This is a genomic window from Catellatospora vulcania (assembly GCF_009720385.1).
Taxonomy (GTDB): Bacteria; Actinomycetota; Actinomycetes; order Mycobacteriales; family Micromonosporaceae; genus Catellatospora; species Catellatospora vulcania.
This window is the reverse complement of sequence record NZ_ML769311.1, coordinates 136,994-151,038: the sequence shown is the minus strand read 5'-3', so window position 1 is coordinate 151,038 and position 14,045 is coordinate 136,994. Positions and strand designations below refer to the sequence as shown.

General features: G+C 72.2%; 14 protein-coding genes. 6 read left to right on the top strand and 8 right to left on the bottom strand.

Annotated features, from left to right (window positions below; all coding sequences use genetic code 11):
• Positions 1–124 precede the first annotated feature (124 nt).
• Positions 125–1,387: an FAD-binding protein gene (locus F6W97_RS19250; protein WP_155371759.1), complete on the top strand. Its 1,263-nt coding sequence runs from the start codon at positions 125–127 to the stop codon at positions 1,385–1,387.
• Between the two features lie 51 nt (positions 1,388–1,438).
• Here F6W97_RS19250 and F6W97_RS19245 read toward each other — a convergent pair whose 3' ends face one another.
• Complete coding sequence (locus F6W97_RS19245) at positions 1,439–2,305, bottom strand: NAD-dependent protein deacetylase (protein ID WP_196279231.1); 867 nt, start codon at positions 2,303–2,305, stop codon at positions 1,439–1,441.
• A gap of 230 nt (positions 2,306–2,535) precedes the next feature.
• Here F6W97_RS19245 and F6W97_RS19240 point away from each other — a divergent pair, with 230 nt between their 5' ends.
• The 3 genes from F6W97_RS19240 to F6W97_RS19230 all read left to right on the top strand — a co-directional run bounded on the left by F6W97_RS19240 (position 2,536) and on the right by F6W97_RS19230 (position 5,988).
• Positions 2,536–4,215, top strand: coding sequence for a glycosyl hydrolase family 18 protein (locus F6W97_RS19240; protein WP_155371757.1), 1,680 nt, complete (start codon positions 2,536–2,538; stop codon positions 4,213–4,215).
• Positions 4,216–4,369: 154 nt separating this feature from the next.
• The gene (locus F6W97_RS19235) at positions 4,370–4,789 is read left to right on the top strand and encodes a hypothetical protein (protein WP_155371756.1); all 420 of its coding nucleotides are present in this window, start codon (positions 4,370–4,372) and stop codon (positions 4,787–4,789) included.
• A gap of 329 nt (positions 4,790–5,118) precedes the next feature.
• Entirely contained in the window at positions 5,119–5,988 is an 870-nt protein-coding gene (locus tag F6W97_RS19230; RefSeq protein ID WP_155371754.1) for a flagellar basal body-associated FliL family protein, read from the top strand.
• A 70-nt stretch (positions 5,989–6,058) separates the two neighbouring features.
• On the opposite strand, the gene F6W97_RS19225 is transcribed toward F6W97_RS19230, so the two are convergent.
• Both F6W97_RS19225 and F6W97_RS19220 read right to left on the bottom strand, forming a co-directional pair.
• Positions 6,059–6,802 (bottom strand): alpha/beta hydrolase, encoded by a 744-nt coding sequence (locus tag F6W97_RS19225; RefSeq protein ID WP_155371752.1) that lies wholly within the window; start codon positions 6,800–6,802, stop codon positions 6,059–6,061.
• A gap of 54 nt (positions 6,803–6,856) precedes the next feature.
• Positions 6,857–7,831: a GlxA family transcriptional regulator gene (locus tag F6W97_RS19220; RefSeq protein ID WP_155371749.1), complete on the bottom strand. Its 975-nt coding sequence runs from the start codon at positions 7,829–7,831 to the stop codon at positions 6,857–6,859.
• A gap of 71 nt (positions 7,832–7,902) precedes the next feature.
• On the opposite strand from F6W97_RS19220, the gene F6W97_RS19215 reads away from it, so the two are divergent.
• The gene (locus F6W97_RS19215; protein ID WP_155371747.1) at positions 7,903–9,198 is read left to right on the top strand and encodes an APC family permease; all 1,296 of its coding nucleotides are present in this window, start codon (positions 7,903–7,905) and stop codon (positions 9,196–9,198) included.
• A 158-nt stretch (positions 9,199–9,356) separates the two neighbouring features.
• On the opposite strand, the gene F6W97_RS19210 is transcribed toward F6W97_RS19215, so the two are convergent.
• The 4 genes from F6W97_RS19210 to F6W97_RS19195 form a co-directional block, all read right to left on the bottom strand.
• Positions 9,357–10,199 carry a hypothetical protein gene (locus tag F6W97_RS19210; protein WP_230686807.1) on the bottom strand — a complete coding sequence of 281 codons (843 nt, stop codon included), beginning with the start codon at positions 10,197–10,199 and terminating at the stop codon, positions 9,357–9,359.
• Between the two features lie 102 nt (positions 10,200–10,301).
• Positions 10,302–10,793, bottom strand: coding sequence for a ribonuclease FAU-1 family protein (locus F6W97_RS19205; protein ID WP_155371744.1), 492 nt, complete (start codon positions 10,791–10,793; stop codon positions 10,302–10,304).
• A gap of 102 nt (positions 10,794–10,895) precedes the next feature.
• Positions 10,896–11,855, bottom strand: a complete 960-nt coding sequence (locus F6W97_RS19200) for a hypothetical protein (protein WP_155371743.1) — start codon at positions 11,853–11,855, stop codon at positions 10,896–10,898.
• Positions 11,856–11,919: 64 nt separating this feature from the next.
• A complete protein-coding gene (locus tag F6W97_RS19195; protein WP_155371742.1) occupies positions 11,920–12,702 on the bottom strand; it encodes an SGNH/GDSL hydrolase family protein in 783 nt (260 codons plus the stop codon).
• Between the two features lie 156 nt (positions 12,703–12,858).
• Between F6W97_RS19195 and F6W97_RS19190 the strand changes: the two genes are divergently transcribed.
• Positions 12,859–13,458 (top strand): putative glycolipid-binding domain-containing protein, encoded by a 600-nt coding sequence (locus F6W97_RS19190; protein ID WP_155371741.1) that lies wholly within the window; start codon positions 12,859–12,861, stop codon positions 13,456–13,458.
• 1 nt (position 13,459) lies between these two features.
• Here F6W97_RS19190 and rnhA read toward each other — a convergent pair whose 3' ends face one another.
• Positions 13,460–13,924 (bottom strand): ribonuclease HI, encoded by a 465-nt coding sequence (gene rnhA, locus F6W97_RS19185; protein WP_155371740.1) that lies wholly within the window; start codon positions 13,922–13,924, stop codon positions 13,460–13,462.
• Positions 13,925–14,045: the final 121 nt, after the last annotated feature.

The window sequence follows — 14,045 nt, the reverse complement described above, 5'->3', positions numbered from 1 at the left end:
CGCGCCATCAGGGGCGTCCTGATGGCGCGACTCTTTAAGAGTTGCGCCGGGGGGGTCGCGGGGTGGGGGCCGGATGTGGGCGGACGTTCACGGGGGCGGGGGATGTGATCTAGGCTCACGTGTCATGGCCACCGACGGGACCAACTGGGCCGGCAACGTCACCTTCAGCGCGGCGCGGCTGCACCGCCCGTCCACGGTGGACGAGCTGCGCGCTGTCGTGGCGGGGGCCCGTCAGGTGCGGGCGCTGGGCACCGGGCACTCGTTCAACCGCATCGCGGACACACCCCACGACCTGGTCACCGTCGCTCGGCTGCCGCGGGTGGCGGAGCTGGACCGCGAGCGCTCGACGGTGCGGGTCTCGGCGGGCACCCGCTACGGCGAGCTCGCGCCGTACCTGCACCGGCACGGGTACGCGCTGCACAATCTGGGGTCGCTGCCGCACATCTCGATCGCCGGGGCGGTCGCCACGGGTACGCACGGTTCCGGGGACCGCAACGGCAACCTGGCCACCGCCGTACGCGGTCTCGAACTCGTCACCGCCGACGGTGACCTGATCACGGTGGACGCGGCCGACCTGCCGGGCAGCGTGGTGTCGCTGGGCGCGCTGGGTGTCGTCACCGCGCTGACGCTCGACGTGGTGCCGACGTTCGACGTGCGGCAACACGTGTACGAGGGCCTGTCCCGCGCCGCGCTGGAGGAGCACTTCGACGAGGTGTTCGGGGCGGCGTACAGCGTCAGCCTGTTCACCCGCTGGCGCGGGCCGGACATCGAGCAGGTGTGGCTCAAGCAGCGCGCCGACGCCTCACCGCTCGGCGCGGACCTGTTCGGGGCGCGGCCCGCCGACGGGGCGCGGCACCCGATCGTCACCATGTCGCCGGTGCACTGCACGGCACAGCAGGGACAGCCCGGCCCGTGGCATGAGCGGTTGCCGCATTTCCGGCTCGACTTCACCCCGAGCGCGGGCGACGAGTTGCAGTCGGAGTACTTCGTGCCGCGCTCGCAGGCCCTGGCCGCGTTCGCCGCGCTGGACGAGATCGCCGACCGGATCGCGCTGGTCGTGCAGGTGTCGGAGGTCCGCAGCATCGCCGCGGACGAGCTGTGGCTCAGCCCCGCCTATGGCCGGGACAGCATCGCGTTCCACTTCACCTGGATCGCCGACGAGGCGGCAGTCGCGCCGGTCGTCGGCGCCGTCGAGGACCGACTTGTCCCCCTGGGCGCCCGCCCGCACTGGGGCAAGGTCTTCGGCGTCGAACCGGATCTGATCGGCGCCCAGTACCCCCGCCTGCCCGACTTCACCGCCCTGGCCACCCGCCTGGACCCCGCGGGCAGGTTCCGCAACCGCTTCCTCGACCGCCACCTCCCGCAGACCGGCTCCCCCTTGCGCTGATCATGAAGTTGTGGACATGACACACCGCTGACCCGTGCCATAAGTTCATGATCAACCCGAGAGGGCGGTTTCGGTGAGGCGGCGGCCCGCCAGGTGGTGGACGAGGGTGGGGAGGACCTGGCCGAGGGGGGCGTCGAGGGTGAGGGTGGCCTGGTCGTCGGAGCGGGTGGTGCCGCGGTTGACGATGGCCACGGGGATGCCGAGTTTGACGGCGCGGATGACGAAGCGGCGGCCGGACATCACGGTCAGGGATGAGCCGAGGACCAGCAGGAGGCGGGATCTTTCGACCAGGTCGAAGCATTGCTGTACGCGGGCGGCCGGCACTGTCTCGCCGAAGAAGACGACGTCGGGTTTGAGCATGCCGCCGGCGCAGCCGGTGCAGTCGACGGTGCCGAAGCCGGCCAGCTCGTCGTCGCCGAACTCGACGTCGCCGTCGGGGTGCACGGCGGTGATCCGGGCGGAGAAGCCGGGGTTGGCGCGGTGCAGGCGGCGGTGCAGGTCGGCGCGGGGGGTGATCTCGCCGCAGCCGAGGCAGATCACGCGGTCCAGGCTGCCGTGCAGCTCGATCACGCCGTCGGCGCCCGCGGCCTGGTGCAGGCCGTCGACGTTCTGGGTGACGATGCCGGAGAGCAGGCCGTGGCGCTGGAGCGCGGCGACCGCCTGGTGGCCGTTGTTGGGCGAGGCGCGGGCGATGGTCCGCCAGCCGAGGTGGCTGCGCGCCCAGTAGCGCACCCGGGACTGCGGCTCGCGGGTGAAGGCCTGATAGGTCATGGGCGCGTGGCGGCGCTGCACGCCGTCCGGGCCGCGGTAGTCGGGGATGCCGGACTCGGTGGACAGCCCGGCGCCGCTGAGCACGGCGACGCCGCCCTCGGCCATCATCGCGGCGAGCTCCGCGACGCGCTCGTTCAACGCTTGCACCCTGTCATGCTGCCCTGTCCGGGCAGCCGATGACCACTGTCGATCACTGCACGGCGGACGCAGCGTAATGAATCATTGAAGGCCATATTTACTATTAGGTTTCTTTAATTTATGTTGGCGATTACATGAAGTCAGCCTGCACCCCCCAAGGTAGGTGGTAGCTCATGAAACGCCCAGTTCAGAGCCTTCGCACCCGGATACTCGCGGCCACGGCCGCCACCGTTGTCGCGATGGGCGCATCCTTGGCCATTTCCACCGCCGCCTCGGCGGCCAACCTGATCGCCAACCCGGGTCTGGAGACCGGCAGCCTGTCCCCGTGGACCTGCAGCGCCGGGCTCGGCAGCGTCGTCACCACCCCCGTGCATGCCGGCGCCCGGGCCCTGCAGGGCGCGCCCAGCGCCGGCAACCACGCCCAGTGCAGCCAGACCGTCACCGTGCTGCCCAACACCGCGTACGTGCTCAGCGCCTGGGTACGCGGCGGCGGCGGCTACGTGTACCTCGGCTACACCGGCGGCACCGAGACCTGGAACCCCGCCGCGGCCAACGCCTGGACCAAGCTCAGCCTCAACCTGACCACGGCCGCCGGGCAGACCTCGCTGACCGTCAACGTGCACGGCTGGTACGGCCTGTCCGCCTACCAGGCCGACGACTTCTCCCTGGACGGCCCCGGCACCCCGCCGAGCAACCCGCCGACCCCGTCGGCGTCGCCCAGCTCGCCGCGGCCCAGCGCCTCCCCCAGCTCGTCGCCGTCCCCGCCGCAGCCGTCGCCGTCCGGGCCGACCGCGCCGCCCGGCAGCAAGAAGCTGCTCGGCTACTTCGTGAACTGGGGCGTCTACCAGCGCAACTACCATGTCAAGAACATCGCGACGAGCGCGTCGGCGGGCAAGCTGACGCACATCAACTACGCGTTCGGCAACGTGACCAACGGCCAGTGCGTGATCGGTGACGCCTACGCCGACTACGACCGGGCCTACTCGGCGGCCGAGAGCGTGGACGGCGTCGCCGACACCTGGGATGCGGGCGCGCTGCGCGGCAGCTTCAACCAGCTCCGCAAGCTCAAGCGCCAGTACCCGAACATCAAGGTGCTGTGGTCGTTCGGCGGCTGGACCTGGTCCGGCGGCTTCACCCAGGCCGCGCAGAACCCGACCGCGTTCGCAAACAGCTGCTACAACCTGGTCGAGGACCCGCGCTGGGCCGACGTGTTCGACGGCATCGACATCGACTGGGAGTACCCGAACGCCTGCGGCCTGTCCTGTGACAGCAGCGGCGCGCTCGCCTTCCGCAACGTGTCGCAGGCGCTGCGCAACCGGTTCGGCAGCAGCTACCTGGTCACCGCCGCGATCACCGCGGACGGCACCAACGGTGGCAAGATCGACGCGACCGACTACAACGCCGCAGCCCAGTACCTGAACTGGTACAACGTCATGACCTACGACTACTTCGGCGCGTTCGCGGCGCAGGGCCCGACGGCCCCGCACTCGCCGCTGACGTCGTACTCCGGCATCCCCACGCCCGGGTTCTACTCGGACGCGGCGATCCAGAAGCTCAAGAGCAAGGGTGTGCCGTCGGCGAAACTGCTGCTCGGCATCGGCTTCTACGGCCGCGGCTGGACGGGGGTCAGCCAGGCGACGCCAGGCGGCTCGGCCACCGGCGCGGCACCCGGCACGTACGAGGCGGGCATCGAGGACTACAAGGTGCTCAAGAACAGCTGCCCGTCCACCGGCACCATCGCGGGCACCGCGTACGCCAAGTGCGGCAGCAACTGGTGGAGCTACGACACCCCGTCCACCATCGGCGGCAAGATGTCGTACGCCAACACGCAGGGCCTCGGCGGCGGCTTCTTCTGGGAGCTGTCCGGCGACACCTCCAACGGCGAACTGATCACCGCCATGCGCAACGGCCTCGGCTGACGCGTAGACCGTCCCGCCACATCCGAGCGGTAGGCGCCTTTCCCACGGGGCGCCTGCCGCTCTCCCGTCCCCGGTGGACGGTCCACCTGGCCGAACGGTTGGCGTATGGGGCTGCGTACCATCTCGGCAGCCCCTTCGTCACCAGGAGTAGCCGATGTCGACCGCGGAATCCCCGGCCCCGCTGAAGCGGACGAGCACGATCGTCACCATCGTGGCCACCGTGCTGGGCACCGTCCTGGCGTACCTGTCGCTGGCCGCCGCGGTGAAGTGGCCGCCGTTCTCCCCGCCCGCGTCGGTCGCCGTGGTGAAGGGAGCCCACCCGCGCAACGACAACTGCCCCGGATCGTCCTGCGCCTTCGTCAGCGTGCGGCTGGAGAACTTCGCCCCGGGCAGCGTGGTGCGGTGCACGTTCACCAGTGCGGAGGGCGCCGAGTTCTTCGTGCCCTATGACGCCCTGGTCGACGAGGAAGGCAACCACTCCGGTCAGAGCACCAACTACTACGGCACGCCCGGTGGCTGGGTGAGCGCCACGTGTGGCGAGGCGACCGGCTCGCTCAAGCCCTGGGGCAATTGACCGATCCCAAGGGGTGGAAGAAACCGCCCCCAAGGGCGTGATCTCCGCCACTTTTCGCCATTGCCGCCAACCGCGTCACCGACAGTGCCGACAGGTCGATCGGGCGTGTCCAATCTCCACCGGCCGGCGGGCCCAACGATGCGATGACCTGTGCGTGCGCTCCCGCAGCGGACCGCGTTCCGGCAGCATGCCGGGCCGATCCCCGCCGCGCGCCGGGCGTGGCCGCCCGCCACGGCGGCGTCGTCGTGGAGTCGCCTCCGGTGGCGCGGGGACTCTACGGTCCTCAGACGTTGGTTTGAACCCCGCAGATCAGGTGAATGGATTCACACGTGAGCGACCCCTACGCCCCGCCCCCCGGCCAGCCCGACCCGTACCGCGCGCCGAGCGACCCGTACGCCCAGCCGGGCTCACCCCAGTCCGTCCCGCCGTCCTACGGCGCGCCGGGCCAGCAGCCGTACGGGCAGCCGGCCTACGGCCAGCAGCCCTACGGTCAGCCCGGCTACGCGCAGCAGCCGCCGGCCAAGTCCAAGAAGGGCCTCATCATCGGCATCGTGGTCGGCGCCGTGGTGCTGCTGCTGATCCTGTGCGGGATCGGCGTGGCGCTGATCGCCAATGCCGCCGATGACGACGATCCGATCGTGCCGACCACGCCGACGCGCGGCGCGACGCCCGGGAACTCCGCGGCCGCCCCGCCGCCGGGCAACAACAACGCGATCACCGCGGACTCCTCCAGCGACTTCGGCGACGTGTGCCAGGGCGGCTCGATCCTCAACGCGGCCGAGTACACGACCCCGGCCTCGGCCAAGGCGTACGTCTTCGCCAACACGCCGACCCGGAAGACCAGCTGGAGCTACAAGTCCCTCGACTCGCGCGCGTCGTACTACGCGAAGTCGTCGGACTACGCGCAGGTGAGCGTCGTCGGCTGCCTGGCCTACGTCGAGGGCAGCGAGGCCGCCGGCCAGAAGTGCGACATCAAGACCAGCGACGGCACGAAGCTGACCCTGGACTACATGTCCTCGCGTTACACGCTGACCTTCCACAACGCCCGGACCGGCGAGAAGATCGGCGACGGCGGCACCGTCAACGCGCCCGCCAACCGCTGCCCGTCGTTCCTGACCTACAACAAGGAGACGCTGAAGTCGTACGCGTCGCCGGACACCGCCTCGATCGACGCCGCGCTCAAGAAGCAGCTTTCCTGAGCCGCGCCCGCCAGGCCTGACAGCCGCGTCCCGCCCCTGGGACGCGGCTGTCGCGCGTTGGGGGGCGCGGTCAGGCGGTCGCCGCCGCCGGGTCGGCCAGGAACGCCAGCAGCAGCGTGTTCATGGCGTCGTCGAGCAGTCCGACGCCGTGGCGGTAGGAGTCCGGCAGCACCAGCTTCTTGTGCGCCGAGACCGACAGCCCGTGCAGCTCCCGGGCCGCGTCGGCGAACCGGGCCTCGTTCGCGCCCGCCGCGATGATGACCGGCGCGGACAGTTTCGCCACGGCGGCGCGGGCGTCGGCGTCGTACACGGTCGGCGCGGACAGGCTGACCACGCCGTCCACCGGCGGCGTGACACCCGCCGCCGCGGCCAGGGCGATGGTGCCGCCGCGGGACGCCCCCACCACGAAGACCCGCTTTGCCCCGCCGGCGCGCAGGTGGGCCACCGCCGCCTGCGCGAACTCGACCGCGTCCCGGGAGTTGACGTCCACCGACAGGGCGCGGTGGCCCTTGCCCGCCACCAGCCCGGCGAAGCCCGACCACTGGCACAGCCCGGCATCGGCCTGGTGCAGCAGCACGACACCGGTGTCGCCCTGCCCGGTCTGCCAGGCGGCGGTCAGGTCGTGCTTGACGTTCTCGATCGCCACGAGCTGGCCGCGGTCACCGACGCAGGGCGCGTCGGCGTCGTCGAGCACCCGCTGCCGCGCCGCCGCGGCCGGGTCGGGCGGGGACGCCGGCTGCCCGCCGCAGGCACCCGTGCCGATCACCATCGTGGCCAGCGCCACCAGCGCGGCCGTCCTCCATGTTGTTCTCATACCGGCCTCGACCGGGTGAGCACACGATCCCGTGGGGTCCTTTCCTAAAGTTTCCTAACTGTTATCGGCGGACGCCCGGCGGCGGAACGTCTGCCGGTAGGTCTGCGGGGAGATCGAGGTGAATCGGCGGAAGTGCTGGCGCATGTTGACCGCCGTGCCGAATCCGGTGCGCCACGCGACCCGCTCCACCGGCTCGTCGGTGGTCTCCAGCAGCTCCTGCGCCCGGCGGATGCGCTGTTCGAGCACCCATTGCAGCGGGCTGACACCGAGGCTGTCGCGGAACCTGCGGGCGAACGTGCGCGGGCTCAGGTGGGCCTGGCGGGCCAGGTCGGCCACGGTCAGCGGCTGGTCGAGGCGGTCGCGGGCCCAGTCCAGCACCGGGGCGATCTCCGAGCGGGCCTCGCCGCGGGCCAGCGGGTGGGCGAACTGCGCCTGCCCGCCCTCGCGGTGCGGCGGCACGACCATGCGCCGGGCCACCTCGTTGGCCACCGCCGCGCCGAAGTCGTTGCGCACCAGGTGCAGGCACAGGTCGATGGCGGAACCCGTGCCCGCCGAGGTGAGCACGTCGCCCTCGTCGACGTAGAGCACCTCCCGGTCGACCTTCACGTCGGGGAAGCGGTTGGCGAAGTCGACCATGTTCATCCAGTGCGTGGTGGCCCGGCGGCCGTCGAGCAGGCCGGCCGCGGCCAGCACGTAAGCGCCGCTGCAGATGGAGGCGATGCGCGCGCCCCGGGCGTGCGCCTGGCGCACGGCGTCGACGACGGCGGCCGGCGGGCCGCACTGCACCATGCGGTTGCAGGCGGGGACGATCACCGTGTCGGCGTCGGCGAGCCCCTCCAGGCCGTGCTTCGGCTGCACGGTCAGGCCGCCGCGCACCGACAGCGGGCCCGGCTCGGCGGCGCACAGGCGCAGCTCATACCAGGGATCGACCAGATCGGAGCGGTCGATGCCGAACACCTCGCACGGCACCGCCAGCTCGAACACGGGGATGTCGTCGGTCAGCGCCAGGGCGACCACGTGCCGCTTCATGGCAGAATCCTATCGCACAGCGGCATTCCTGCCACTGTCGTGACCACCCCGCACAGGACAGGCTGTAAGGCATGACCGAAACCCTCGCCGGGCCGCAGACCCCCACCGCGGCCGGCCCCGCGCCCGCCGGACGGCTCACCACGGCCCAGGGCGCGGCGCTCTACGTCGGCGCCGTGCTCGGCACCGGCGTCATCGCGCTGCCCGCGCTGGCCGCCCAGGCCGCCGGGCCCGCCTCGCTGATCGCCTGGCTGGGCCTGGTGCTGCTGTCCATCCCGCTGGCCATGACCTTCGCCGCCCTCGGCGCCCGCCACCCCGACGCGGGCGGGGTGTCGACCTACGTCCGGCTCGCCTTCGGACCCCGGGCCGCCGGGGCGATCGGCTGGTGCTTCTACTTCGCGGTGCCTGCCGGGGCCCCCGCCGCCGCCATGTTCGCCGGGGCGTACGTCGAGGCCGCGCTCGGCGGTGGCCAGCGCACCGTGCTGCTCACCGCGGCGGCGCTGATGCTCGCGGTCACCGTCACCAACGTCTTCGGCGTCACCGTCTCCGGCCGGGTCCAGCTCGTGCTCGCGGTGCTGCTGGTCGCACTGCTGCTCACCGCCGTCATCAGTGCCGCCCCGCACGGCGACACGGCGAACCTGCGCCCGTTCGCGCCGCACGGCTGGCTCGCCGTCGCACCCGCCGCCGCGCTGCTGGTGTGGAGCTTCGCGGGCTGGGAGGCGATCACGCACCTGGCCGCGGACTTCCGGCGACCCGAACGCGACCTGCCCCGCGCCGCCGCCATCGCGGTCGCCGTGGTCGGCGTGCTGTACCTGGCCGTCGCCGGTGCGGGCATCCTCGTCCTCGGCCCGGACGCCACCGCGGACGCGCCGCTGGCCCGGCTGCTGGCGATCGGGCTCGGCGGCCCGGCAAGCGCGCTGGCCGCGGCGGCCGCGCTGCTGCTGACCTTCGGCACGATGAACGCCTACTACGGCAGCGCGGCCAAGCTCGGCGCGGCGCTGGGCCGCGACGGCGCGCTGCCCGCCTGGCTGGCCCGCGGCGCGAGCGCCGGCGACGTGCCCCGGCGCAGCCTCGCCGTCACCTCGGGGCTGTCCGCGGTCGCCATGGCCGTGGTCGCGCTGACCGGCACCGGAGCCGAACCGCTGGTGCTGCTGGCGACGGGGGCGTTCGTCGCGGTGTACGCCCTGGGCGCGGCCTCGGCGCTGCGGCTGCTGCCGCGCGGCTCAACCGCCCGCAAACACGCGATGATCGCCCTGATCGCGGTGGTAGGCCTCCTGGCCGCCACCGGCTGGTACCTCCTCTGGCCCCTGCTCCTGACCGCCGCCGCCCTCCTCTACCACCGCCACCGCGCCACCCGCCGCCCAGCCTGACGGCGCAAGATCGCTGTTTCGTGTCAGAAAGTGTGGTCCGACCTCACTTCTCGACACGGAACAGCGATCTTCGCGGAACCAGGGAGATGGGCGAAGCTCCGTCCAGGCCGGGGAGGCAGCCTGGACGGAGCTTCGACTGGGGGCCGCGGGCGGCTCGGTCACTTGCCGAGGGACTCGCAGCCGGTCTCGTCGGGCAGCAGCGGGCGCAGGGTGACGGTCCAGTTCTTGCCACCCGAGGTCCACTTGGTGATCGCGGTCGCCTTGGCGGCCGCCGCGAGCACCGCGGGCGCGTCCTTGTCGGCGACGACGCAGCCCAGGCTCAGGCCCTCGCCCAGCGAGGCGCCCGGCAGCGCCGGACCCGGCCAGGCCACGGCGGGACCGGAGTCGACACCGGCGCCCGGGTCCTGCCACTCGGCGGCGACGGCCGCGACCTTGGTCGCCGTGTACTGCTCGACCGGGCCGACCTTGCCCGCGCCGAGCGAGGTGTCCAGGTCGGTCAGCGCCTTGACCAGGTCGAGCAGCTTGCGCCGCGCCTGCTCCTGGGCGGGGGTGAGCCCGGCGTTGGTCATGTCGTCGAGCAGCGCGTACGCCTCGGTCTTCTTGACGCCGTCGGCGGTGGTGACGATGATCCGGGTGTTCGGCAGGTCGGTGACGCCCGGGGTGCCCAGGTCGGTCGGCTTGCCGACGCCGGCCTCCAGCGCCTTGGCGACCAGCGTCTGCACGTCGCCGCTGGAGATCCGGCGCACCTGGATGTTGGGCAGCGCCCGGCCCGGGTACTCCATGGTGGTGGGACCCTGGGTGATCACGCGGCCGTCGGCGTAGACGCTGACGGCGGGCAGCCGGGTCAGGTTGACCGTGGCGGGCACGAAGCCGCCGACGTGGTCCACGCGGATCGCGACGGTGTCGCCGCCGGGGAACGAGTAGCCGCCGCCGTCGCCGTCGGCGGCGTCGGTCGGACGCCCACACCCGGCAGCCAGCAGCACGAGCGACGCGAGCGCCACTCGGAGTCCAAGAGTCGTAGCCTTCATGCCCCCTGTGACCGCGCCGGATGCGGTTCGGTTCCCGGCCGGGAGGAACTTTTCGGCGAGTCCTCCGAGCGGGTGTCAGCCCAGGTCGGCGAAGCGGTCGGCGGCCAGTTCCTCCAGTTCGGCCAGTGCCCGCCAGGCCTGCGCCGCGGCGTCGGGGTCACGCTCGGTCAGGCCGCTGGCGAGGAATTCGTCCTCGTCCAGGCGCAGCGGCTCACCGCCGTCGGCGGGCACCCACAGGTCGAGGTCGAGGTCCTCGACCCGGAGCACGCCGCCGTGTTGCACCGCCGGCCGGGTCACGTCGCAGTACCAGCCCTTGTGGCCGCCGGACGCGTCGCGCACCTCCTTGACCGCGTACCAGCGGTCGCGCCAGAAGTGCTCGGTGAACACGTCGCCCTGCTCGAAGCGTACGAAGCCGAAGTCACGGGCCTGGGCGCCCGCCCACGGCGCCCGGACGACGAGGTGCCGGCCGTCGTCGGCGACCACCTCCGCGGTGTAGCGGATCTTCTCCCGGTCCTCCTTGCGCAGGATCACCTCGATCCGGTCGCCCACCGCCAGCGCCTGCCCCATCGCCTGTGCTCCCTGCCTGAGGCGGGCCGGTCCGCGGGCCCGCCAGAAATGATCTCCAGCTGACGCAGCGTACCGGCCGCGCGGTGGTGGGCACCGGGCTTTTCAGCGGCCCATGACGGCGTCGACGGTCCGGGCCAGCTCGTCGGCGGTCAGGCCGACGTCCAGCATGGCCCGCATGCCGCCGACGTCGCGGACGTAGAGCTGGTCGACGTCGAGCCCGGCCTCGGCCAGCGCCGAGCGCACCGGCCACAGGTCGACCAGCCGCCGGGCCAGTTCCCGCAGGCCGGGCTCGACCAGCACCTGCGGGATCTCGTCGAGCACGTCGGGGCACAGCGCCACCTGCCGGGTGTACGAGTCGCCCCAGAAGTCGAGGGTCCATCCCGGCCACAGTGCCGGCCAGTCCTCGCGCAGCCCGTGCAGCGGCCGGATGCTCCACAGCCCGGCGGTGCGCTTCGCCGGGTCCAGGTGCAGCCCGGCGCCGGGGATCTCGTCGCACCACTCCAGCGGCTCCCCGTCGGCGAGCCGGTCCAGCAGCGCCGGTCCGGCTCGGAACGGCCGCTCTGCGGCCTGGTCGGGGCTCAGGCCGTACGCCCGGCAGCCGTGCTCGCCCGCGACGGTGACCAGCGCCGCCAGCGGCAGTTCGGGGTCGTGGCCGTCGTAGTGCGGCAGCCGCGGCGTGTCCTGGGCGACCCGGGCCGCGGCGGGATCGCCGCCGGTGTAGGCGATCAGGTCGGCGACGCCGTCGTAGGCCCAGCGGATGTCCCAGCCCGGCCAGGTGCGGCGGAAGGCGTCGAGCACGGCTGCACGGTAGGCGTAGTCGCCGAGCGCGGTGGCGAACAGCAGCAGCACCCGGCGGTCGGTGTCGATCAGCACGCCGCCCGAGCAGTGCGGGTCGGCGAGCCACTCGCCGGTCAGGTGCCCGTCCAGCTGCGCGAGCCACCGCAGCACGATGTCCGGACCCGGCGCGAACAGGTAGTCGAGGCTGTCCCCGGCGCCGCCGTCGTGGCGGTACACCGTGTGTGAGCCGTCGCGGATGACGGCGTAGTTGACGCTGCTGCCCACCCGCGCAGGCTAATCCGGCGTCGTCGGCCGCACCAGCCTGCGCGGGGACACTGTTCGATGAACGTCAGGCGCGCAGCGCGGCCTCCACCACGCCGGCGTACCCGACGTGGCCTGCCTTGTTGGGGTGGTAGGACTCCCCGGTGGGCCAGGACGTGCCGTTGATCCACTCGACGTCGTCGCAGACCGCGTGGCCGGTGAACGGGCCGCGGGCGTCGACGAAACCGAAGCCGCGGGCCGCGGCGCGGGCTTTGATCGTGGTGGCCAGCAGGTCGGCGGCGGCGTTGAGCTCGGCCTGCTCGCCGGGCGAGATCCGGGCGATGGCGTTGCACTCCTCGCCGTTGAACAGCCGCGGGTAGCCGACCACGACCACGGTCGCGTTCGGGGCCAGCGCGCGGATGCGGGTGTAGAGCTGGTCGAGCTGGCCGGGCAGGGTGTTGCGGAGGTAGGCCTCGGCCTTGTCGATGTCGCCCCAGCAGGTGTACGGCCAGGGCTTGGCGCACTGGACGATCACCGCCGACCAGCCGATGTCGTTGCCGCCAGCGCTCACCGTGACGTAGCGGGTGTCGGCGTTGAGGCTGCCCAGCTGTCCGCTGAGGATGGCGGGGATCTTCGCTCCGGCGCAGGCGGCGAAGGTGAGGGTGGCGCCGAGCCGGGCGGCGTCGAGCACCGGGTAGGCGCTGTTCGAGCGCTGGCAGGTCGGGTCGGCGTACTCGCGGGTGCCGGTGCCGGAGGCGTAGGAGTCGCCGAGGGCGGTGTACGCCGGGGCGGCGGCGTGGGCGGGGGTGCCGAGCAGCACGAAGGAGAGCGCCGCCAGCAGGGGTACGGCGGCGCGGAGCGGGAACACCATGTGGGCTCCATCACGAGGGTGGGTGGGTGCGCACATGCTGTCAGAAACATTCACAATCGTGAAGATGACGTGGCGGATTTCTTCACCGGCCGAGCACTGTGGACGCGAACGGGCGAATCCGCCCCACAATCGCCGCCACGTCACTAACCTCAGGGCATGAGCCCGTTGCCGCGCGCCCTGCTGTGGGACCGGATGGTCGAGGTCGGCACCGACATCGCCCTCGTCGATCTGCGCCCCGATAAACTCCTCGCCCACGGCCAGGTGGTCGCCGCCGAACCGGTGCCGCACGCCTGCCGCTACACGCTGACCACGGTGGACGGCTTCGCCACCGACACCATGACCGTCGAGTCCGAGGGCGCCGGCTGGCAGCGCGAGGTGCGCCTGGAACGCTCCGCCAACTCGTGGCGGGTGATCACCAGCGAGCAGGGCAAATTCGGCTCGGTGCAGCTGCCCGGCATCGTCGACCCCGGTCGGCTGTCCGGGGTGCTCGACGTGGACCTGGAGGCGACCGCGCTGACCAACACGCTGCCGATCCGGCGGCTCGGACTGCTCGGGGCCGAGCCCGGCACCACGCACACCGTGCCGATGGCCTGGATCCGGGTGCCGTCATTGCAGGTCATCCCGGTGGAGCAGACGTACACGGTGATCGACGCGGAGACGATCCGCTACTCCTCGGGCAGTTTCACCGCCGACCTGACCGTCGACAAGGACGGCTTCGTGGTGAACTACCCGGGTTACGCCAGCCTGGTGGCCTGAGTCAGCGGACGCCCGAGCGCGCCTGCGCCATGCCCTTGTTGGCCAGCGCGTCGGCGCGCTCGTTGCCGGGGTCGCCGGCGTGCCCGCGCACCCACCGCCACTCGACGGTGTGCCGGGCCACCGCCTCGGCCAGGCGCTGCCACAGGTCGGCGTTCTTGACCGGCTTGCGGTCCGAGGTCAGCCACCCGTTGCGCCGCCACCCGTGCATCCACTTGGTGATGCCGTCGCGCACGTAGGTGCTGTCGGTGTGCAGTTGCACGGTGACCGGCCGGGTCAGCGCCTCCAGAGCCGAGATGGCCGCCGTCAGCTCCATCCGGTTGTTCGTCGTCGGCCCCGGGTCCCCACCGCACAGCTCCCGCTCGTGCCCGCCGTACCGCAGGATCGCCCCCCACCCGCCGGGCCCCGGATTCCCCGAACACGCCCCGTCGGTATAAACCACCACAACCCGCCCGTCACCCTCACCCACCCCGGCACCGTACCAGCCCCCACCCCCGACGATCTTGCGCGAACGGTGGGGACGACACACGCGTACCGGTCATATGCACAACAGTTCGCGCAAGATCGTCTCGATCTTGCGCGAACCGGGG